Here is a 22377-nt window from a genome sequence, read left to right as displayed (position 1 = left end):
TAGATGATGAATAAGTTGTCTAAAATGGAGTTTGCTTCTCAAGACCAAGCCGTAGACTTAGATACTTTGTGTCAAGAAATTCGTGAGCGTGCCTGTGCAGGTGAGTTTGATAATCAGGCCTATGTGAGCCAAGACATTATCGAAAAACTTAAAAAAATTGGTGTTTACCGTGCCTTGGTACCTAAACGTTTCGGTGGTGAAGAATGGTCACCACGGCAGTTTTGTGAGTTGATCGAAACTTTATCTAAAGCTGATGGTTCAGTGGGTTGGGTAGCAAGTTTCGGTATGAGTCCTGCGTATTTAGGAAGTTTGCCGGAAGAAACGCTGAAAGAGTTGTACCAAAATGGGCCAGATGTCGTATTTGCCGGAGGTATTTTTCCACCACAACCTGCTGAAATTACCGATGAAGGTGTAGTGGTGCGTGGACGTTGGAAATTTTCCAGCGGCTGTATGGGCGCTGACATTGTTGGTGTGGGGATTTCACCTCTTAAAAACAATGAAATGCAAGGTTTACCACGTATGGCCGTGATGCCTGCCAACAAAGCCAAAATCGAAATGACATGGGACACTGTTGGCCTAAAAGGTACCGGAAGCCATGATTTAGTGGTTGAAGATGTATTGGTCGAAAAGAAATGGACCTTTGTACGTGGTGAACCTTCAAAACTCAGCGAGCCATTTTTTAAATATCCATCATTGTCTTTAGCCACTCAAGTCTTAACCGTGGTGGGTATCGGGGTTGCAGCTGCTGCATTAGAAGAATTTGAAAAATTAGCACCGGGTAAAGCATCTATTACGGGTGGTTCAGAAATTGCCAACCGCCCAGTGACTCAATATGAGTTTGCTCAAGCTGATGCAGAGTTTCAGGCTGCAAAGTCTTGGTTTTATCAAACCATGGATATTGTGTGGAATGAAATTATTGCTGGTCGTGAAGCAAATGCTGAACAGATTAGTGATATGCGTCTGGCATGTACTCATGCAGCTCGCGTTTGCGCCAAAGTGACCCGAAAAATGCAAATGCTCGCGGGTATGACAGCGATTTATACCAACAATCCATTTAGCCGTTTTGTAAATGACACCAACGTGGTGACCCAGCATGCCTTTATGGGGGATGCAACTTTACAAAATGCAGGTTTGGTCAGTTTCGGGTTAAAGCCAACCCCAGGTTATCTATAAGTTTAAATTTTTAAAAAGGAATATTGAGATGGAAGCTAAAAAACCATTACGCGTGTTGTTTTGCATGGGTATTAACCAGAACTTTTTTGATGCAGAACCTGCTGAAGCAAAAGCGGTTTGGGCAGCATTTGGTGAAATGTGGAATGGTATTCATGACCTACCGGGCGTGCATGTTTTTGGGAATCTTGATGATGACCAAAGCATGGTGGGTGCAAGTACGGGTTGGCCTTGGACAACCTACTTGCTTGCTGATGTTCCGGATATTGAAACTGTACACGCGGCTTGCAACTTGTTTAGAACGACAGTGGTGGGTGAAGGGCCATACAAACTTTGGAAATATTGCAAAGTTGAAGCTCGTGTTGGGCGTGAATTGATTATTCAACGTTAAGGCGACCGCAATGACTGACAAAGTGAATATTGCAGAAATCATAGAACGGCTAGAACAGTTGGAAGCACACAATGCTATCCGTAACTGCATAAACCGTTATATGGAAATCTGCGACGAGCTCAATGCAAATACAGATCTTTATGAGTTGATGAATCTTTTTGATCAAGACTGTATTTGGGAAGGTATTGGTGACAAATATTCCAAATCCTTTGGTCGTTATGATTCTTGGCAGTCGATTTATGACATGTTCAAAAGCTATACCCAAAAAGAATCTCACTTTGTCATGAATGCACACTTTGTAAATTCAGAACAAATTTATGTAAATCAAAATGATGCAAATGCTTCATGGCTGATGTTGCAAACTTCAACTTTTCAAGATGGCCGTAGTCATCTGAATGCGGCAAAGCTCAAGGTGAAGTTTCATAAGCAAGCAGATGGAACATGGAAAATTAAACATTTCCAAACCCAGAATATTTTCAGTCGTCCGGTATCGCATTGGCACAGTGAAGCCGAGTTGCCGGTACCTTCCCAGGAATGACCCAGGACATATTTAAAAGGACTATTGATATGAACAGTATTATCCCAACGCATAACATTGGCATTGATTACGATGCTTTAGTTAAAAGTGACCGTGCCCATACTTCTCTTTATAAAGATGAACGCATTTTTGATGAAGAGATGGAAAAAATCTTTTATAGCACTTGGGTGTGGGTTGCGCATGCCAGCGAAATTCCGGAAGGCGGAAGCTATAAAACCATTAACATTGGTAAACAGCCTGTGGTTGTGGTACGTGACCGTAAAAAGAAAGTCCATGTACTTTTAAACCGTTGCCGTCACCGCGCAGCAACCGTATGCGAACATAAAAAAGGAAAAACCAACAGTTTTGTATGCCCATATCACGGTTGGAGTTATGCACTTGATGGCAGTTTACGTGGTGTGCCATCTCCGGAAAGTTACGGCGATTGTTTAGATAAGTCAGAATTACCGCTGGTGAGTCTACGGGTAGAAGAATATAACGGTATGATCTTCGCTTCATTTAAAGAAGACATTCAACCGCTTGAAGAGTTCCTTGGACCAGCAAAAAAATGGATTGACCTGTTTATGAAACAAGGCGCGGGTTATCCAATTAAAGTGTTGGGTGAACACCGCTTCCGTTTTCCGGGTAACTGGAAAATCCAGCTTGAAAATACCACCGATGCATATCATTTCCCGTTGGTGCACAAGTCATTCTTAAGTTCTGTAGATGAAAAAACCGAAGAACTCTTTAACTTCGAAAACCAGCCGGGCTTTGTTGAAGACTTAGGCAACGGTCACAGTGTCATGGTGATGATTCCTGAACTGGTCGATTTAGAAGAAGACTTAATGGAGCGACCAATTCAAGAGCGTTTCGAAGACTTGGCTCAAGCTTTGCGTGATGAAGGCCATGAAGAGTTAGAAGTACGCCGTATTGTTCGAGCAGTGGGTGGTTCTGGCTTTAACTTAAATTTATTCCCAAATATTGCATGTTCAATGGCGTTCTTCCGTGTGTTACAGCCAATTTCAGTCGCTGAAACAGAGATTCATCACTCGGTGATTACGATGGATGGCGGTCCACAAATTGCCAATCAATATCGCTTACGTTTGCATGAACATTTCCAAGGCCCATTTGGTTTTGGTACGCCAGATGACTCTGAAGCTTGGGAACGCGTACAACACGGTGCCAATGCGGGTAATGATTTATGGATCATGCTCAACCGCGGTTTACCGGGCGAAGTCAAAACCGAAGATGGCTTAAAAAGTGATGTCAGTGCTGAAACAGGTATGCGTGCAGCATATCAGCAATGGAAAAAGATGATGACAGCTTAAGGAGAGAGCAATGAATATGAATCTGCAATTATTAAATGAAGTCACTGCTTTCATCTGGGCTGAAGCAGATATGTTAGACCACAGCGAGTACCGTGAATGGCTCAATTTATGGAATGAAAAAGGTGTTTATATCATTCCGATTGACCCGAACCTCACAGACTACGAAAACAACTTAAATTATGCCTATGACGATAATCATATGCGTAAGTTACGGGTAGAGCGTCTTGAAAATGGTGAGGCAATTTCTACGGCACCAAAGGCGAATACGGTACGCAGCATTTCGCGAGTACGAGTGATTCAAGACCATAATGATGAAATCGTTTTACGCTGCGCTCAAAACCTGCGTGAATTTCGTAAAGAAAACCTCAAGCATTACACGGCCGATATTACGTACCATCTAACCCGTGATGCCGATACTGGTTTTAAGATTAACCGTAAAATCATTAACTTGGTTAACTCAACCGATACCTTAGCTGGTATTAGCTACATTCTTTAGGAGCGGTAACATGAAACAGGTTGTTTTAGTGACAGGTGCTGCTTCTGGACTCGGTAATGTGATTGCTGAATATTTTGCGAGCCAAGGCCATCAAGTGATTTTGTCAGCAAGCACGCTTGAAAAAGCCGAAAATGCCAAAGTACAAAGTCAGTATGCCCAAAATATGCTTCCTTTAAAGCTGGATATTTCGGTCGAGGCAGATTTTCATGCAGCGGTGCAATGGATTGAAGAGAAATTTTCTAAACTTGATGTGTTAATTAACAATGCTACCGTCACTAAAGCAACACCCGTATTAGAAATTACCGCAGCCGATTTTGATTGGGTGACCCAAGTTAACCAACGCGGCACCTTTCAAGCTTGTCAAATTATTGGTCAATACATGGCCAAAAAAGGTTATGGACGCATCATTAATATGGCGTCTTTGGCGGGACAAAACGGCGGTACTGCAACGGGTGCACACTACGCGGCAACCAAAGGGGCTATTGTGACATTAACCAAAATTTTTGCCAAAGAGTTTGCGGCAAAAGGTGTTACGGTCAATGCGATTGCACCGGGACCAATGGAGTCACCAATCGTTCATAGTGTGGTGCCCGACGAAAAAATGGAACAGTTCATCCAGAATATTCCGGTTAAGGCCTTAGGAAGTATGCATTTTATTGCTGAAACTTGTGGGTTGCTTGCGAGTCCAAATGCAAGTTTTGTGACTGGTGCAACATGGGATATTAACGGTGGTTTATTCATGCGTTAAGCCAATCGCTTTACCATGAAAAGGGAGTTAAATCATGACTACACTTTATGATGTTGTCGTTAAAAATCGCCATGTGGAAGGTGGAAATATTGCAGTTATGGAGTTTGAATCTGCAACTTCTGCTGCATTACCAAAGGTTGAACCCGGTGCACATATTGATGTGCACTTACCGAATGGTATGGTGCGCCAATATTCGCTTTGCCAAAATCCAAATGACGAAGGAAAGTTTCGCCTTGGAATTTTACGTGATCCTGAATCACGTGGCGGCTCGATTTCTGCATTTGATGAAATTAAAGATGGTATGCAAATTCAGATCAGTGAGCCGAAAAACTTATTCCCACTTTTAAAAGCCAAGCACAGTGTGTTAATTGGCGGTGGAATCGGGATTACGCCATTAATTACGATGGCATATCAACTTGCACATGAAGGTGCATCATTTGAGCTTCACTACTGTGGTGCTAGCCCTGAAAAATGTGCTTTTGTTGATGAAATTAAAAATGGTGTGTTAGCACAATACACAACTTTCCATTTTAAATCTGAAGGCGCAAGCCACAGAGCATTTTTTGAATCTGCCATTAAAGATATTGACCCTGAAAGTCATATTTACACCTGTGGTCCAGTCGGTTTCATGGATTGGGTGATTAACCTCGCCACAACTCATGATTTTCCTGAGCAGCAAATCCACAAAGAGTATTTCCAAGTCGAAACTGATACCTCGGGAGATTCATTTGAGGTGGTGGCTGAGCGTAGCGGAAAAATCATTATGGTCGAAGCTGGCGAAACCATTTTGCAGGCTTTGGCTAAAGAAGGCATTGAGATTGAAATGTCTTGCGAGCAAGGTGTATGTGGAACCTGCATGTGCGATGTGATTGAAGGTGAACCTGATCATCGAGATGTTTATTTTACTGATGAAGAAAAAGCCAGCAATGAGCAAATATTGGTTTGCTGTTCACGCTCTAAAACACCGAGATTAGTTTTAGATATCTAATGCTCTCGCGATTTATATGGATGTAAGAGAAGGTTTAGGAGAAAGATGATGAATGTATTACAACAAATAGATGAGTTTACGGTCGATCCACTACAGTTCCGACGGGCATTAGGAAATTTTGCAACAGGCGTTACCATTGTTACCGCACAAAATGCACAAGGTGAAAAAGTAGGAGTTACTGCAAATAGTTTTAACTCGGTATCGCTCGACCCACCACTTATTTTGTGGAGCATTGATAAAAAATCTTCAAGTTTTTCAGTATTTGAACAAGCAACACATTTTGCAGTCAATATTTTATCGGGCACGCAAATTGAGCTGTCTAATAAGTTTTCGAGACGCAATATTGATAAATTTGCCGACACAAATTTTCAACTTGGCGCAGGACGCGCACCCATTTTAGAAAATTGTTCAGCGGTGTTTGAGTGCGAACGTTATCAAGTGATCGAAGGTGGTGACCACTGGATTATTATTGGTAAAGTGGTTCGCTTCCATGATCAAGGCCGAAGCCCGCTAGTTTACCATCAAGGTGCATATTCTTGTGTCATGCCGCATCCGAGCCTTCAAGTTAAACAAACTGAACAGAGCGGTGTAGACCAAACACATTATGGGCATTTATATAATAATGTCTGCTACTTGATGAGCCGTGCTTTTAAAGCTTATCAAACCGACTATATTCCTAAACAAATGGCTTCGGGTTTCCGTACCAGTGAATCACGTCTTTTGCTTGTTTTGGCAAGTGGTACTGCTTCAAGTAAGGAGGATTTACCACGAGATATTGCTATGCCAATGCAAGAAGTGGAAAGATCGGCTGAAATTTTAAAATTTGAAGGGTTATTGGTCGATCACGATAATTTGTACGCACTGACCGAGAAAGGCAAACAAACGGCGCAGTATTTGTTTGATATTGCCGATAGCCACCAAAATGAGGTGTTTAAAAAGTATTCTGAGGAACAAAAGGATATTTTTATAACCATGCTGCGAGACTTTGCGGGAGTAGCATAAGCCCCATTAAGCTGATAAATTGAATTGATTTATCAGCTTCTTTACATCTAGCTGACTATCATCAAAACAATTCCAAGGATAAGGAATTTTTGGCACACAATTTGTTTATCAATAAAACAAGATTGCAAATATGCCAAGACAGTGCACCACCACAAACACAAAATTTTGAGCGGTGGCACATGTATAGAGAGGTAAGGGATGAACCAGTATGTAAGCGATGCATTACTCACATGGACGCACCATATTAAAAGTGTGTGCGGCAATTTTGAAACCGATTTTGACGGAACCCGTAATTTATTCATTGGTGAAGTTCAGTGCTTTTTATTGGGCGATACCGAAATTGCTTTTATTAAAAACAATGCCAATAAAATTGTCCGAAAAGCCGATGAAATCGATCGAGTGAATAATCGTTTTTGTTTTTTGATTTTGCAGTATTCGGGAAAAATGCTGCTCGAGTATAAAAACGAGACTCTAAGTCTGAATGAAGGCGATATTGTTTTGGTCGACCCAGTCGAAACTATTTCGATGTATCCGCAAGGCTTAGTCAGCCAGATTTCAGTCCATCTGTCGCGTGAAAAATTACTGAAAGAAAATATTAGTACCGAATATTTTGGAAAACTGATTACTCAAAATATGAGTGGTTTTTTACTTAAAAATATTTTGAAAAATATGTCTGCTGAAAACATCAAACTTTGGTATGCAACCGAAGATGGGAATGCTTTTGAAGATGCGTTAATTGCTTTAATCAAACCCACAATCAATTATAAAAATATTAATAGCTCCAATAAACTGATGGAAAACGCCGAGCGATATATTATAGAAAACTTAGCAAAACCCGATTTAACACCTAAATTAATTGCAGAGCATATTGGAGTGTCACTGCGTCATCTCTACCGTTTATTCCTTCAAGAAAATTTATCGATTAACAAATATATACAGCTCAAACGCTTAGAAAAAGTTAAAGCAGATTTGCTTGATAAAAGAAATAAACAAAGCTCAATTACCCAAGTTGCCTTGAAATGGGGTTTTTGGGACGGTGCTCATTTTTCAAAAATCTTTAAAAAGACTTATGGTATCTCTCCTAAAGAATTTAGAGAGGGTATGTCGGTTTAATTCTTTCATCTCTCAATGTCATTTTTAGACAAATCCGACGTCATTCTTGAACAAGCTAGCCCTATGTAACTGTGTTGAAATTAAATTCATTAGAGCAGGTTAGATAAGCTTAATAACCATAAAACTATTAAGTTGGTCTAATGAATTTCACTCACAGGAAAGTGCATTTTAACTGTCTGATTCAGATAGTTCAGGGATAGATGAAAAGGATGAAACCAATGCGTAAACAACGATTATTGAATGACATACAAAAAATACTGGCACTTAACTTATCAATCGCTGCAAGCTTTTGGGGACTCAATACTCAAGCGTTTGCTCATGGTGGACATGCCGAAATGGTCTCACTTTATCAAAACATGAGTGAGCAAGGCGCTAAAGTTGTTAAAGATGACTTTACCAATACCTATACAATCACCAAAGGTTCTATGGTAGTTCGGGCCAAACCCAATTCGGATCAGGTTTTGGTGAATGGCAAACCTTTCAAACTCAGTGTGCCTTTATTAATTAAAGATGGTAAACCTGTTATTGGAAAAGATTTTTTTAATGAAGTCTTCCAGTCGGGGTTAGATCAAACTTTCAAAATTGAAAATACGTTTCACCCGCTCAATAGCTTAAATTCTGACGAAATCAAAAAGACCTTTGATGTGATTAACCGCTCGAAATACGCCTATAAAAATATGCGTTTTGCCGAGTTAAAGCTTAAAGAACCTGAAAAAGCCAAAGTATGGGATTACTTCATTAATCACAAAGAATTTAAAGAAGATCGTATTGCTTCATTTATTTTATTAAAGGGCAATCAAGCGATTGAAGGTGAAGTTAATCTTAATACTCAACAAGTCACAAAATGGAATGTACTTAAAGATACTCATGGTATGGTGCTGCTAGATAATTTTGAAGCCGTGCAGCGTGTAATTGAGACAAGTAAAGAATATCAAGATGCGTTACGCAAACGTGGCATTACTGATGTGAAGAAAGTGATTGCTACTCCGCTAACTGTTGGATATTTTGGCGGTAAAGATGGGCTTGATAAACAACTCAACATATTAAAAGTCGTCGCTTACCTCGATGTCGGCGATGGTAACTACTGGGCACATCCTATTGAGAACCTAGTTGCTGTAGTCGATTTAGATAAAGAAAAAATTATCAAGATTGAAGAAGGCGCAATCATTCCTGTGCCGATGGCAAATCGACCTTATATGTCGAATAAGCCCTTAGCAAGTAAGCTAAAACCACTCAATATTACTGAACCTGAGGGCAAAAACTTTAGCATTACCGGTCAAACCATACATTGGGGGAACTGGTGTTTGCATGTAGCGTTAGACTCTCGTGTTGGCTTACAGCTTTCAACCGTGACCTACAAAGATAAAGGTGTGAAGCGTAAAGTCATGTATGAAGGTAACCTTGGTGGAATGGTAGTTCCATATGGTGACCCTGATATTGGTTGGTACTTCAAATCTTATTTGGACTCTGGCGAATATGGTATGGGAACACTCACATCATCTATTCTTCCTGGAACAGATGCACCCGACAACGCTGTTTTACTTGATGCCGTGATTGCAGACTACAAAGGCCAACCACAAGTAATTCCAAATGCCATTGCTGTGTTTGAACGATATGCCGGACCTGAATATAAACATCACGAAATTTTTGGTAACCAAGATGCCAGTGAAGCACGCCGTGAACTTGTCGTGCGCTGGATTAGTACGGTTGGAAACTACGATTACATGTTTGACTGGGTATTTTCCCAAAATGGTGTAATTGGAATTAATGCGGGTGCAACGGGTATTGAAGCTGTTAAAGGCGTTAAATCACGCACTATGCATGACAGTACCGCCAAAGAAGACACCAAATATGGAACTTTAATTGACCATAATATTGTGGGTACAACGCATCAGCACATCTATAATTTCCGCTTAGACATGGATGTCGATGGTGAAAATAACAGCTTTATGCATATGGACCCTGTGGTGAAAGCCAATGACAAAGGCGGTGTTCGTACAAGCTCAATGCAAATTGACAGTAAAGTCATTACCAATGAGCAAAATGCCGCTGAAAAATTTGATCCATCTACCATTCGCTTACTCACGAATTTCAACAAGGAAAATAAATTAGGCAATCCGGTTTCTTACCAACTCATTCCTTTTGCAGGTGGAACACATCCTGTTGCGAAGGGTGCCAATTTTTCTAAAGATGAATGGTTATTTAAACGTTTGAACTTTATGGATAAGCAAATTTGGGTGACTCAGTACAATCCGGATGAACGTTATCCTGAAGGGAAATATTCAAACCGTTCAACTCATGATACAGGCTTAGGACAGTTTATTGGCAACAACGAAAATATCGAAAATAAAGACCTTGTGGTCTGGATGACAACAGGCACAACCCATGTGGCACGTGCTGAAGAATGGCCAATTATGCCGACAGAATGGGTTTATACCCTAATCAAACCTTGGAACTTCTTTGACAACACCCCGACTTTAAACTTGGGTGAAGACGAGCAAAGTACGCAGCACGACCATCACTAAAGATCATCATGAACGAGGATGGGTAACGAATAAGTTACCCATACGTGAGCACGGTTAGGCCGTTCGCAAAAAAGGAATTTCTCAATGAAAAATTTATTTTCTCAGGTTATGAGAGGGACTCTCTTTGTCTCATTTTTTTCAACTGTGCATGCTGGTGAGCTTGAAATTAAGCCAACTTTTGAAGCAACTTTTGGAGCTTTTAGTAGTGGTAAAAGCTATAACGGCGAAAACCTAGATGATGAAAGAGTCAATTGGCAAGAAGGTCATCTTAAATATGGTGCTAAAGGACAATATACCTTTAAAAGCAAACAGCTCTATGCAAGTTTGAGTGGTATTAGCTCGGCAACATTTGGTGATGGCGACGCAGGTCAAAATAGTAATGGCAAAGAACGTAAAACAGATGTGAATGAATGGATCATTGGTTTTAAAGACGGCACCAATAAAGATGAGTTAACGACCTATGATTTAAGTATTGGTCGGCAAAATATCATGATTGGTGATGGGTTCTTTATTGCGGGTGATGCGTTAAACCTCGGTAAAGTGCCTGCGGATGGCACACTCGATCGGGGCGGTGCATATTATCTAGCAGCTCGTCGAAGCTTTGATTTTACGACTTTGCTTCAATACAAACCGCAAGAGAATACAACGCTAAAGCTGGCTTATTTAAAATCAAACAACAAAGCACAATTTTCACCAGAACTGTTTGTAACTGATTTGATGTATCAACTTAAAGATAAGGGCGTTGGGTTCACTTACTTAAACGTATTAGACCTTAAAGATGCTGAACACGTTTCAGGGCGTGAAGATCTTAAAAACTATGCTTTACGTTTAAATTATCAACCTTTACCAGAATTACAGCTCAAAACTGAGTTTGTGGTGCAAGATAAAAAAGATAGCCACGAAAATGCTGGCTACTTAGCGCTGAACTATAACTTTTTATCTTCAAAATATACGCCCTCATTAGGCTACCGTTTTAGTCATTTTTCAGACCAATACGACCCTATGTTTTATGGAAATACAGTCGGCTTTGGTACGTGGTTTCAGGGCGAAGTTGCCGGAAACTATGCTGGTCCATTTAATAAAAATGCAGATATTCATCAAGTCTCTTACACTATGAATTTGAAAGAAAATTTTATGTTGGGTGCTTTGGCCTATAAGTTCAAAACGGTAAATAAGTCTTTAACCAATGTGGATGGACATGAGTTAGATGTGTTTTCGGTTTGGTCGGTTAATAAAAAATTTAACGTTATTCCTTTAGTGGGACTCTATAAACCGAAACACGATATCCATAGTGGCGGTACTCAAAACTACGATGACAAGATCAATGTATATGCGCAGTTGATTCTGCAATACATCTATTAATAAATCCTTTTAAATGAATTGAGAGAAATAAAAATGAGTGAAGTTCAGATTTTACAAAATGTGCAGCAATTTATGGCACGTCAACATGGACATTTTATTGATGGAAAATTAGTTGCTGCCGAGCATTTAGATAAAGTGGATATTGTAAATCCATCGACTGAACAAGTGGTTGCTCAAATTAGTATTGGTAGTCAACAAGATGTCGCAAGCGCCGTCAAAAGTGCTAAACATGCTTTTCAAAATGCTTGGGCTGAAACGACACCCTATGAACGTGGCGTTAAATTAAATAAGTTGGCAGATTTAATTGAGCAACATGGTGAAGAACTTGCTCAGCTCGAGACGTTATCCACCGGAAAACTTATCAATATTTCCCGCCATCTTGAAGTCGCACAATCCGTTATTTTCTTAAGATATTTTGCTGGTTGGGCAACCAAAATTAATGGTCAAACCATGCAACCTTCTATTCCTTCTATGCAAGGTGAAAAATATACGGCCTTTACTTTAAGACAACCAGTGGGTGTGGTTGCAGGGATTGTGCCTTGGAATTTCTCACTGATGATTGGCATTTGGAAAATCGGTTCAGCTTTAACAACAGGCTGTACCATTGTGCTTAAACCAAGTGAGTTTGCCAGTTTATCTTTATTACGTTTAGCTGAACTTGCCATCGAAGCAGGTATTCCAGCCGGTGTAATTAATGTAGTGACAGGTAAGGGCGATACAGGGCAATATTTAATTGAGTCGCCACTCGTTAAGAAAGTTTCGTTTACAGGTTCGGTACCAACAGGTATTGCCATCGGTAAACTTGCGATGAGTAGTGATTTAACCCGTGTAAGTCTGGAGTTGGGCGGTAAAAATGCCATAGCTGTTTTAGCCGATGCAAATATTGATGAGATTTTACCGACTTTATTGCAAGCAACTTTTGTACATCAAGGTCAAGTTTGTGCATCCCCAGAGCGTTTTTTTGTACACCATACAAAACATAATGAACTAGTCGAAAAACTCTCTAAAGCACTTTCTAGTTTAAAAATTGGATCGGCTATGGATGAAGGAAGTATGTTTGGTCCACTCTCTAATCAGCCACACTTTCATAAAGTGAAACATTATTTAGATATGGCTAAAGCCAATAACCAGATTATTGCTGGAGGTGAGGCTTTAGATCGATCAGGATATTTTGTACAACCGACTTTAATTTCCTTTAAAAATACCGATGATCCTTTATTTTCAGAAGAAACTTTTGGTCCAGTAGTCGGGGTAATGCCATTCGAAACTGATGAAGAACTTATTCAACTGATGAATCAGTCGCGCTTTGGTTTAACCGCAAGTATTTGGACAAATGATTTGTCTAAAGCTTTGCGTTTAATTCCTAAGATTGAAGCAGGGACCTTGTGGGTCAATATGCATACGTTCTTAGACCCTTCGGTTCCATTTGGTGGCGTTAAAGCTTCAGGAATTGGCAGAGAGTTTTCAGATGCATTTATTGAAGATTACACCGAATTAAAATCGGTCATGATTCGGTACTAAGTTTCTACGAGATATAAAAAATGGCCTCTATAGGCCATTTTTTGAATCATTAAAATTAACCTAGTAAAAAATCCTTTAGGATTTTATTAAAAGCTTCAGGTTGTTCTACATTGGAAATATGAGAAGCGTCTATCTCTGCAAGTTGTGATTGTGGAATGCGTTGCTGCATAAACTCACCATCTGCAACAGTCGTTACAGGGTCTTGAGTTCCAGCAATCACCAATACAGGTATTTTGATGTCGTTTAACTGCTCACGGACATCCGCTTTAGCCAAAGCCTCGCAACAATTGGCATAACCTATTGCGCTGCCAGCACTTAAGTCGTTACACAGGTTGTTGACAATTGAAGCATGACTTTGGATAAAGGGATCTGTAAACCATCGCGAAGCTGCTGTAGCTGCGATTGGCTGTAAACCTTGCTCACGTACTAATTTTGCACGGTCAAGCCATGCTTGTTCTTGTCCGATTTTAGCGGCAGTATTTGCAACAATGACATGACTAAAACGGTTAGGGTAGTGAATCGCAAGCCATTGACCGGTTAACCCCCCCATAGAAATACCACAAAAAGCAGCTTTGCTAATATTTAGATGGTCGAGTAAACGGACAACATCTTCACCTAATTGCTCTACAGTGTATGGGCCGTCAGGCGTAGATGATGAACCATGACCACGTGTATCATAACAGATCACAAAAAATTGATCTTTTAACTCATTGAACTGTTTTTGCCACATACCATAATTGGTGCCCAAAGAGTTTGAAAACACCAGAGCAGGGGAAGATGGCTCACCAAAGGTTTGATAGTTAATTTGTGCATCGGCAGATTGAAAAGATGGCATTTGTTTCTCCTTAAAGTGCTTCAACACGTTCAATAATGAGTGCAATCCCTTGACCTACCCCAATACACATCGAACACAAGGCATAACGACCATCTGTTTGCTCAAGCTGGTTTAAGGCAGTGGTCACAAGGCGTGCACCTGAGGCCCCAAGTGGATGGCCTAATGCAATTGCTCCACCGTTTGGATTTACCTTGTTGCTATCATCTGGCAAGCCTAAATCACGGGTCACTGCCAATGCCTGTGCAGCAAAGGCTTCATTGAGCTCAATTACATCCATCTGCTCTAAAGTCAGGTTGGCTTGTTTCAGTAATTTTTTAATGGCGGGTGCCGGAGCAAAACCCATAATACGTGGTTCTACACCCACAGCTGTTGAAGCAATGATCTTGGCACGTGGTTTGAGGTTATAAGCCTGAACTGCATCATCAGAAGCAATCAGTAGAGCTGCTGCCCCATCATTAATACCTGAAGCATTACCTGCTGTTACAGTGCCATCTTCTTTTACAACTGGTTTAAGTTTCCTTAAACCTTCAAGTGTGGTCGATGCACGTGGATGTTCATCGCTATCGATCACAACAGCATCCCCCTTACGCTGAGGGATTTCAACTGCCACGATTTCTTTAGAAAAAAAGCCTTTGGCTTGCGCGCTTGCGGTGCGTTGTTGGCTCACCAAGGCAAACTGGTCCTGATCTGCACGATTAACGTTGAACTGTTCAGCCACGTTTTCGGCAGTCTGGGGCATGGTGTCTACACCATACAATTCTTTAAGTTTTGGGTTGATGAAACGCCACCCCATGGTGGTGTCTTCAATCTTCTGGCTACGGCCAAAAGCACTGTCAGACTTACCCATTACATAAGGCGCACGGCTCATGCTTTCCACACCACCTGCAATCACCAAGTTCGCTTCGCCTGCTTTAATAGCACGGGCAGCAATAGCAATCGCATCGAGTGAAGAACCGCACAAACGGTTAATGGTGGTTGCTGGAACCTGATACGGTAAACCGGCAAGCAGTGCTGACATACGGCCGACATTACGGTTATCTTCACCAGCTTGGTTGGCACAGCCATAGATCACATCATCAACCTGTTCCCAATCTACACTTGGGTTACGCTGCATGAGGGCTTTAATCGGCACAGCGCCAAGGTCATCGGCACGGACGGGTGCAAGGCCACCGGCATAACGGCCGAATGGAGTACGGATGGCATCGATGATATAAGCGTTTTTCATTCTTACATTTCCATTTTGAAATCTGTTGCTGTCATTGCTACATCGTGAAACTTTTTAGCATTTGCTGGTGCTGATCATGGTTACTAAGTTCGAAGTAGTCATGACGGAGTCTTATCGTGTTGAGTCAAATGCCAGTAGTTAATTCATGTCACTTTTTTAAAAAAGTAACCAAAAACCTTTGTTGAACAGAGGAGGCTTCCATGCCTCCCTGTCCAACGGGCGACATCCATGTCGCCTGTCACAATAGCGAATTACGGTAAAATCCAAATTAATAAGCAAGAACCGTATTCAAAGAGTTCCATTCAATGTTTCGCGTTGGCGACATGGATGTCGCCTCGTTGCTCAGCACAACAGGGATGTTGTGTCTGAGTAACAAAGGATTTTTGTTACTTTTTATCCTTAAAAAGTAAGGTACTGCCTATACAAAGGGCTTTCGAAGACCACTATCATTTACAGGCAATGACAGTAGTAGCATTGGCTATGCTGTGTAAACTTTACCCTTGAGTGGCATCGATCAAAGTTGCGCCCGTAAAAGCCTGTAACTCATCAAAGTTAAGACCTTCAACTTTCTCAATCACCTTTAAACCATCTTTGGTCACATCAATCACACACAGGTCGGTGTAAATACGATCCACACAGTGCTTACCCGTTACCGGATAAGTGAGCTCAGCGACAATCTTTGGTTCACCTTGTTTGGTCACATGGTCTGTGGTGATAAATACTTTCTTGGCACCAACTGCCAAATCCATCGCACCACCCACCGCAGGAATCGCATCCGGCGCACCGGTGTGCCAGTTCGCCAAGTCACCATTGGCTGCAACCTGAAAGGCACCAAGCACGGCAATATCAAGGTGACCACCACGCATCATCGCAAATGAGTCACCATGGTGGAAAAAGCTGCCGCCTTCAAGCATGGTCACAAACTCTTTACCTGCATTAATCAGTTCAGGGTCTTCTTCACCTGCAGCTGGTGGTGGGCCAAATGCCAATAGTCCATTTTCAGAATGAAGGAAAATATCTTTATCGTTAGGTAAGTAGCTGGCAATCTTGGTTGGTAAGCCAATGCCCAAGTTCACATAGGCGCCATCTGGAATATCTTGTGCCACACGTTGTGCAATCTGGTCACGGCTGAGTTTCTGGTAGCTCATGTTATTTCTCCTTATTGCTTACTGTGCTGGCGTTACTTGTACAACATGCTGTACAAAGATACCCGGGGTAATGATGTGTTCTGGGTCTAATCCACCCAGCTCCACCACTTCAGAAACCTGAGCAATGGTGACATCAGCAGCCATGGCCATGATCGGGCCAAAGTTACGTGCAGATTTACGGTAAACCAGATTACCCCAGCGGTCGCCCTTATAGGCTTTAATCAAGGCGAAGTCAGCCTTGATCGGATATTCAAGTACGTAATCTTTACCATCAATCTCACGAGTTTCTTTACCTTCGGCCAAAAGAGTTCCAAAGCCTGTTGGAGTAAATACAGCACCTAAACCCATACCGGCAGCCTGAATACGACAAGCCAGATTACCTTGCGGTACAACCTCAAGTTCCACCTTTCCGGCACGGTATAGTTCATCAAACACATAAGAATCTGACTGACGTGGGAAAGAGCAAATGACTTTTTTTACTGAACCGGCTTTAAGCAGTTTAGCCAGACCATAGTCACCATTACCGGCATTGTTGCTCACAATGGTTAAGCCTTTAACACCGAGTTCAATCAGACCGTCAATGAGTTCAGCGGGTTGTCCTGCGGTACCAAAACCACCAATCAGTATGGTTGCACCATCTTTAATCTGCGATAAAACCTCGCTTAGTGAGGACCTACTTTTGTCAATCATGTGAGAAACCTTAGAGCATGAGGTAACGTAATGTATTACTACCGCTAAAAATTTATTGAAATTCTTAATGGTAGTAATAAATGGAGTAAATTTTGTGAGTCAAAAGCGAACTTTTAACTCACATACACTTTCAATTAAGCACTAGCGCGACGACGTTCAACTTCAGTTGAAGGAGCAGCAGCGGCTTCTTTAACCAATTCAATGTTAAATGTGATGTGTTTGAAAGCGTGATCTAAACCACGGCGTTGAATTTCAGCAGGGTCTGTTACATCTACTGCTGTTGCCACTAAACCGTCACGAGTAGCGAAGGCAAAGTCATCCCATAAGTACTCATCACCTTCAATGTTGAATTGAGTAGTTAGCTTGCGGTAACCCGGTGCAGAAACGAAGTAGTGAACGTGAGATGGACGGTTACCATGACGGCCTAACTTGTTAAGAAGAGCCTGTGTTGTACCTTCAGGAGGGCATCCATAACCAACTGGCATAGTGGTTAACGCTACATATTTACCATCTGTATCAGTGAAAATGGTACGGCGTAAGTTAAAGTCAGATTGAGACTTATCAAAGAATGAATAGTTACCTAAACTGTTGGCATGCCATACTTCAACTTTAGCATTTTCAATAATATTGCCATCCGTGTCAGTTACTTTACCTTCAATAATTAAGGTATCGATTTTGCCAGTTTCAGTTCCATCATCCATACGTGCAAAACCAACTGATTCAGGCGCGCCAGCTACATAAAGTGGACCTTCAATAGTACGTGGTGTGCCGCCAGTAACACCAGCTTTGGCATCTGCTTCATCTGCACGTAAGTCAAGATAATGTTCTAAACCTAAGCCAGCAGCCAAAAGACCAAGTTCATTTGCTTGACCTGCATCGGTAAAATATTCCAAACCTTTCCAAACTTCAGAAGGCTGGATGTCTAAATCTTCGATGGCTTGAAATAAATCCCCAAGAAGGCGCACTACAATTTGTTGAACACGTGCATCGACTTCACCTTTTGCTGTGTCGACATTCATTTGTTTTACAAGCGCATCAATTTGTTGACGGTTCATACTAAAACTCCTTAAGTATGCAATACGGTTTTGGGTGGCAGCGCTGCGGGCATTTTGTTTTGCTAGCGAATAAGTGCCGCCACGTTCCTTGTTACCTTCTGAATAATCTGCTTGGTTTTTAAATGGACTTCAGAGATCACATTTAAAACATTCTTTGGATTTACGAATCATCATCACGAACAGAAGATGGGTGACGGTTCATTGCCATCACTTCAATGTCCATGTATGGATAGAGAGGTAAACCCTGTAAAATGTTGTGCAATTCTTCATTGCTCTCGACATCAAAAATGCTGATGTTCGAGTACTGGCCTGTAATTCGCCAGATATGACGCCATTTACCTTGGCGTTGTAATTCTTGCGAATAAGCTTTTTCAACGGCCTTAATTTCATTTGCTTTGTCGGCTGGCATATCAAGTGGAATATGCACATCCATACGTACATGAAATAACATGGGAAACTCCTTATCCTGTTGCCTTAACGACGTAATTTCTCAATCTTATCTTCATCAATTTCAATGCCTAAGCCCGGAGCTGTTGGCAAATGCAATTCAAAGTTTTCGTAACGTAGCGGCTCTTTTAAAATTTCTTCGGTAAGTAATAACGGACCAAATAATTCAGTGCCGAACGCTAATGTTTCAAAGGTTGCAAATACATGGGCCGATGCAATACTTCCTACAGGACCTTCAAGCATGGTGCCGCCATATAGGTCGATACCAGCCAAACCAGCAATTTTGCCAACTTCACATGCTTCAATCAGGCCACCAGATTGTTCAATCTTGACGGCAAATACATCTGCACCATGATTTTTTGCAATACGGTATGCACTGTCAGGTCCAGTTAAAGCTTCATCTGCCATAATGGCTACATCAAAACGATGGGTGAGGCGAGCAAGAGCTTCGGTATTTTGAATTGCACATGGTTGTTCGATTAAATCGATTCCACCATCTTGGAGCTGTTGAATACCATGAATACATTCAAGTTCTGACCATGCACGGTTTACATCTACACGTACACTAACATCAGCACCTAATGCTTTTTTAATCGCAATCACATGGTCAACATCTTGCTGTAAAGGACGTGCACCAATTTTAAGTTTGAACGTGTTATGGCGCTTTAGCTCAATCATTTTGCGAGCTTCAGCAATATCTTTTTCCGTGTCACCAGACGCAAGCGTCCAAAGCACAGGTAAACTATTACGCAGACGTCCACCTAAAACTTCGCTTAATGGCACACCTAAACGTTTGGCCTGAATATCAAGTAGGGCAGTCTGAATGGCACACTTAGCAAAGCGGTTACCATTAATATTTTTACGAATCAGTTTAAGTGTTTGTGCAACATTTAAATCTTTAACTGATGTCAGTAATGGTGCAAAGTAGGTATCAATATTGGCTTTGACACTCTCAGGACTTTCTTCACCATAGTTCAGCCCACCAATGGTGGTGGCTTCACCCCAACCGACAATACCATCCGTGGTCGTAATTTTAACGAGTACCAAAGTCTGGGTACGCATAGTAGTCACAGACAACTGGTGAGGACGGATAGTTGGAATATCCACAAGTATGGTTTCTATGGTTCTATACATGAAGTTTCAACTATTACGAACTTGTTTGTATACCATAGAAGAATGTAATAGCCTAAAATAGATATAGAACGGTATTTTAAGATACTAAAAAGGTATATTAATGGAATTAAGACATCTACGTTATTTTGTTACCGTTGTTGAAGAACAGAGTCTGACGAAAGCCGCAGAAAAGCTTTTTATTGCTCAGCCACCTTTAACACGCCAAATCAAAAAACTAGAAGAAGAATTAGGGATCGATTTATTCGAAAAAGGCTCTCGTCCATTAAAAGTAACGGAAGCAGGGCTGTTTTTTTACCAGCATGCGGTGCAAATTTTGACTCACACCGCTCAAGCTGCTTCGATGGCTAAAAAAATGAAGCTGGTCGAGAACGTTGTTAAAGTGGGTTATGTGAGTTCGCTTCTTTATGGGCGATTACCACAAGTCATCTATCTATTTAGGCAAAAAAATCCTGACATTCATGTTGAGCTTATTGAGTGTGGTACACGAGATCAGGTAGAAGCATTAAAACTTGGCAAAATCGATTTAGGATTTGGGCGATTACCAATTAGTGATCCAGCGATTAAGCGACTTCTGCTTAGAAAAGAAAAGTTAAAACTCGCAATCCATAAAAAACACCCATTAAGTGATTTCCAAGAGACAGGAATTTATTTATCTCAAATTATTAATGAGACAATTTTTTCTTATCCAACTACACCTAAACCAAATTTTTCGACCACTATTCAAGCTTTATTTACCAAATTAGGTCTTGTCCCAGCCAAGCTGACTGAAGTACGAGAAATTCATATGGCACTTGGCTTAGTGGCGTCCGGTGAGGGTATTTGTATTATTCCGGAAAGCGCCTGCGACATTGGAATGAAGAATCTAACTTATTTAAATATCTTAGACCTAGAAGCCTATAGTCCCATCTCTCTATCCATGCGCAACATGGACCAAAGTTCCTATATTCCTAAAATTTTAGATTGCATTGAAGAGATCTATAGCGAAGAAGATGTGTCTAGAAACTTGAATTTATAAACTTTTAAGGTTCTTAAACTGGATATTTCATGTTATTTTAAAACTTTAAACCTATAGGTAATATGTAAAAGGAATTATTGAATGAGAAAAATTTTAGGTTTAGCTTCACTTATTATGTCTACTAGCGTTTTACATGCGGAACAATTAAAAGAACAAGAAAAAACTTCTCCTTATAGCGCGAATGTGACTTTTGCTAGTCAATATATTTCACGTGGTTTCCAACAAACTTGGGGTAAACCAGCCTTACAAGGTGGACTGGATTATGCCAATCCTAGTGGTTTTTTTGTAGGAACTTGGGCATCAAGTGTAAGTTCCAACTATCTGCGAGATGCTTCAGTTGAATGGGATTTTTATACAGGTTATTTAAAAACAATCGATAAATTCTCGATTGGTATGTCTATTTTTTATTATTACTATCCAGGCGCGAAAAGTACACCAGAAACGGGAAATACGAGTTATAACTATGGTGAAATCGTACCTCAAATTGGCTATGGTCCTTTAAGCCTCAAATACTTTGTGACTTACACGCCAGATTATGCTGGTTATAACTCTAAAACCATGGGTGGACCTGCTGGTAAAAGGTCAAGAGGATCAAGTTATTTAGATGTTAACTTTACCCAGCCGATCAGTGAAACTTGGACTTTTGGTGCCCACTATGGCTATGAAAGAATCAAAAACTTTTCAGAGTCGAACTTTCAAGATGTTAAAGCCGAAGTAATTAAAGATTTAGGTGATGGTTGGAGTACAGGATTAGCCTATACCAAGGCATGGGATAAAAATGCTTATTATAAAAAGTATAGCAATGGTGAGCCGGGCGCACCTATTTCAAATCCAATTGATTCAACTTTTACAGTCTCTGTAAAAAAGGTGTTCTAATTTATAAATAAAAAGCCTGATCACTTTAATTTAGAGTCAGCAGGCTTTTTCTAATACATAGAGAAAATTATTTTTTAATTAAATCATAAGCCATCTTAGTGTCATCTAGCTGAACGAGTGAAGCATGGCGAGCAGAGAGCGGATCTTTATTTTCAATTGCTGTCAAAATTGCTTTATGTCTTGGTAGCGAATGGCCTTGTAAATTTGGACGTAGACTTGTCACTTGAATTGATTGCTGCAAAGGTAAAACCAACATTTTTGACATATAAGCCAATAAATCATTATGCGTTGCTTTAGCAATTGCTAAGTGAAACTGAATATCGGGTTCTATAAACTCTTCAACTGTTGTCGCTTTTTCCATGCCTTCATAGGCTTGCTTAATACGCTCAATATCTTCTTCATTTGCTGTACTTGCGGCAATATAAGCAAGCTCTGGTTCTAAAACGCGTCGTACAGTAGAAAGGGTTTTAAAAAACTCGTGTTCAGGGGTTGTTTGAATCAACCAAAACAATACATCCGGATCGAGCAAATGCCATTCTTCTTTAGGTCTAACCACAGTCCCGATTTTAGGTCTTGAGTAAGTTAAACCTTTAGCATTTAAAACACGGATGGCTTCGCGAAAGACAGGGCGGCTGACTTTATATTCCTCACATAAATCAACTTCACTTGGGAGTTTTTCATTTTCTGAGATTTCTCCAGAAACGATTTTTAATCCCAATTGTTGAACAATTAATGCATGTTGGCTTTTGCTTGGAATAGGATTTTTATAGTCAGCTTTACTCATATTTCAC

22 protein-coding genes are annotated in these 22377 nt (G+C 40.8%); 14 read left to right on the top strand and 8 right to left on the bottom strand.

From position 1 onward, the window contains the following. The first annotated feature begins 24 nt into the window (after positions 1 to 24). From HMPREF0014_RS12565 to HMPREF0014_RS12510, 12 genes are all read left to right on the top strand, one after another. Positions 25 to 1173, top strand: coding sequence for an acyl-CoA dehydrogenase family protein (locus HMPREF0014_RS12565; protein ID WP_079377123.1), 1149 nt, complete (start codon positions 25 to 27; stop codon positions 1171 to 1173). A gap of 28 nt (positions 1174 to 1201) precedes the next feature. Further along, positions 1202 to 1561: a hypothetical protein gene (locus HMPREF0014_RS12560; protein ID WP_000387550.1), complete on the top strand. Its 360-nt coding sequence runs from the start codon at positions 1202 to 1204 to the stop codon at positions 1559 to 1561. A 10-nt stretch (positions 1562 to 1571) separates the two neighbouring features. Beyond that, entirely contained in the window at positions 1572 to 2099 is a 528-nt protein-coding gene (locus HMPREF0014_RS12555) for a nuclear transport factor 2 family protein (protein WP_004887028.1), read from the top strand. Positions 2100 to 2128: 29 nt separating this feature from the next. After that, positions 2129 to 3406 (top strand): aromatic ring-hydroxylating dioxygenase subunit alpha, encoded by a 1278-nt coding sequence (locus HMPREF0014_RS12550; RefSeq protein ID WP_001084470.1) that lies wholly within the window; start codon positions 2129 to 2131, stop codon positions 3404 to 3406. Between the two features lie 10 nt (positions 3407 to 3416). Continuing rightward, positions 3417 to 3902 carry an aromatic-ring-hydroxylating dioxygenase subunit beta gene (locus HMPREF0014_RS12545; protein ID WP_002048853.1) on the top strand — a complete coding sequence of 162 codons (486 nt, stop codon included), beginning with the start codon at positions 3417 to 3419 and terminating at the stop codon, positions 3900 to 3902. Positions 3903 to 3912: 10 nt separating this feature from the next. Next, the gene (locus HMPREF0014_RS12540; RefSeq protein WP_004887034.1) at positions 3913 to 4650 is read left to right on the top strand and encodes an SDR family oxidoreductase; all 738 of its coding nucleotides are present in this window, start codon (positions 3913 to 3915) and stop codon (positions 4648 to 4650) included. Between the two features lie 34 nt (positions 4651 to 4684). Then, positions 4685 to 5638, top strand: coding sequence for a PDR/VanB family oxidoreductase (locus HMPREF0014_RS12535; RefSeq protein WP_006580874.1), 954 nt, complete (start codon positions 4685 to 4687; stop codon positions 5636 to 5638). 45 nt (positions 5639 to 5683) lie between these two features. Continuing rightward, positions 5684 to 6640, top strand: a complete 957-nt coding sequence (locus tag HMPREF0014_RS12530; RefSeq protein WP_006580873.1) for a p-hydroxyphenylacetate 3-hydroxylase reductase component — start codon at positions 5684 to 5686, stop codon at positions 6638 to 6640. Positions 6641 to 6838: 198 nt separating this feature from the next. Continuing rightward, the gene (feaR, locus tag HMPREF0014_RS12525; protein ID WP_004887042.1) at positions 6839 to 7753 is read left to right on the top strand and encodes a transcriptional regulator FeaR; all 915 of its coding nucleotides are present in this window, start codon (positions 6839 to 6841) and stop codon (positions 7751 to 7753) included. 209 nt (positions 7754 to 7962) lie between these two features. Next, a complete protein-coding gene (gene tynA, locus HMPREF0014_RS12520) occupies positions 7963 to 10278 on the top strand; it encodes a primary-amine oxidase (RefSeq protein ID WP_079377122.1) in 2316 nt (771 codons plus the stop codon). Between the two features lie 144 nt (positions 10279 to 10422). After that, positions 10423 to 11640, top strand: coding sequence for a hypothetical protein (locus HMPREF0014_RS12515; RefSeq protein WP_079377838.1), 1218 nt, complete (start codon positions 10423 to 10425; stop codon positions 11638 to 11640). Between the two features lie 33 nt (positions 11641 to 11673). Next, complete coding sequence (locus HMPREF0014_RS12510) at positions 11674 to 13161, top strand: NAD-dependent phenylacetaldehyde dehydrogenase (protein WP_006580872.1); 1488 nt, start codon at positions 11674 to 11676, stop codon at positions 13159 to 13161. A 55-nt stretch (positions 13162 to 13216) separates the two neighbouring features. On the opposite strand, the gene pcaD is transcribed toward HMPREF0014_RS12510, so the two are convergent. The 7 genes from pcaD to HMPREF0014_RS12475 all read right to left on the bottom strand — a co-directional run bounded on the left by pcaD (position 13217) and on the right by HMPREF0014_RS12475 (position 19695). Next, positions 13217 to 13996 (bottom strand): 3-oxoadipate enol-lactonase, encoded by a 780-nt coding sequence (gene pcaD, locus HMPREF0014_RS12505; RefSeq protein ID WP_004887054.1) that lies wholly within the window; start codon positions 13994 to 13996, stop codon positions 13217 to 13219. 10 nt (positions 13997 to 14006) lie between these two features. Continuing rightward, the gene (gene pcaF / locus HMPREF0014_RS12500; RefSeq protein WP_004887057.1) at positions 14007 to 15221 is read right to left on the bottom strand and encodes a 3-oxoadipyl-CoA thiolase; all 1215 of its coding nucleotides are present in this window, start codon (positions 15219 to 15221) and stop codon (positions 14007 to 14009) included. Between the two features lie 494 nt (positions 15222 to 15715). After that, positions 15716 to 16369 carry a 3-oxoacid CoA-transferase subunit B gene (locus HMPREF0014_RS12495; RefSeq protein WP_004887060.1) on the bottom strand — a complete coding sequence of 218 codons (654 nt, stop codon included), beginning with the start codon at positions 16367 to 16369 and terminating at the stop codon, positions 15716 to 15718. 18 nt (positions 16370 to 16387) lie between these two features. Further along, complete coding sequence (locus HMPREF0014_RS12490) at positions 16388 to 17059, bottom strand: 3-oxoacid CoA-transferase subunit A (protein WP_004887065.1); 672 nt, start codon at positions 17057 to 17059, stop codon at positions 16388 to 16390. A gap of 134 nt (positions 17060 to 17193) precedes the next feature. Continuing rightward, entirely contained in the window at positions 17194 to 18114 is a 921-nt protein-coding gene (catA, locus tag HMPREF0014_RS12485; protein ID WP_004708601.1) for a catechol 1,2-dioxygenase, read from the bottom strand. Between the two features lie 160 nt (positions 18115 to 18274). Next, the gene (gene catC / locus HMPREF0014_RS12480) at positions 18275 to 18565 is read right to left on the bottom strand and encodes a muconolactone Delta-isomerase (RefSeq protein WP_000897237.1); all 291 of its coding nucleotides are present in this window, start codon (positions 18563 to 18565) and stop codon (positions 18275 to 18277) included. Positions 18566 to 18588: 23 nt separating this feature from the next. Further along, positions 18589 to 19695, bottom strand: a complete 1107-nt coding sequence (locus HMPREF0014_RS12475) for a muconate/chloromuconate family cycloisomerase (protein WP_004747037.1) — start codon at positions 19693 to 19695, stop codon at positions 18589 to 18591. 100 nt (positions 19696 to 19795) lie between these two features. On the opposite strand from HMPREF0014_RS12475, the gene HMPREF0014_RS12470 reads away from it, so the two are divergent. Together HMPREF0014_RS12470 and HMPREF0014_RS12465 are read left to right on the top strand one after the other, a co-directional pair. Then, positions 19796 to 20710, top strand: coding sequence for a LysR family transcriptional regulator (locus tag HMPREF0014_RS12470; RefSeq protein WP_004887067.1), 915 nt, complete (start codon positions 19796 to 19798; stop codon positions 20708 to 20710). Positions 20711 to 20791: 81 nt separating this feature from the next. Continuing rightward, positions 20792 to 21586 (top strand): TorF family putative porin, encoded by a 795-nt coding sequence (locus tag HMPREF0014_RS12465; RefSeq protein WP_004887069.1) that lies wholly within the window; start codon positions 20792 to 20794, stop codon positions 21584 to 21586. A gap of 67 nt (positions 21587 to 21653) precedes the next feature. On the opposite strand, the gene HMPREF0014_RS12460 is transcribed toward HMPREF0014_RS12465, so the two are convergent. Then, on the bottom strand, positions 21654 to 22370 hold the full coding sequence (locus tag HMPREF0014_RS12460) for a FadR/GntR family transcriptional regulator (protein ID WP_000029961.1): 717 nt from the start codon (positions 22368 to 22370) through the stop codon (positions 21654 to 21656). Positions 22371 to 22377 lie beyond the last annotated feature (7 nt).

Source organism: Acinetobacter sp. RUH 2624, assembly GCF_000162375.2.
GTDB classification, from domain to species: Bacteria; Pseudomonadota; Gammaproteobacteria; order Pseudomonadales; family Moraxellaceae; genus Acinetobacter; species Acinetobacter nosocomialis.
This window is presented reverse-complemented; position numbering and strand designations above follow the sequence as displayed.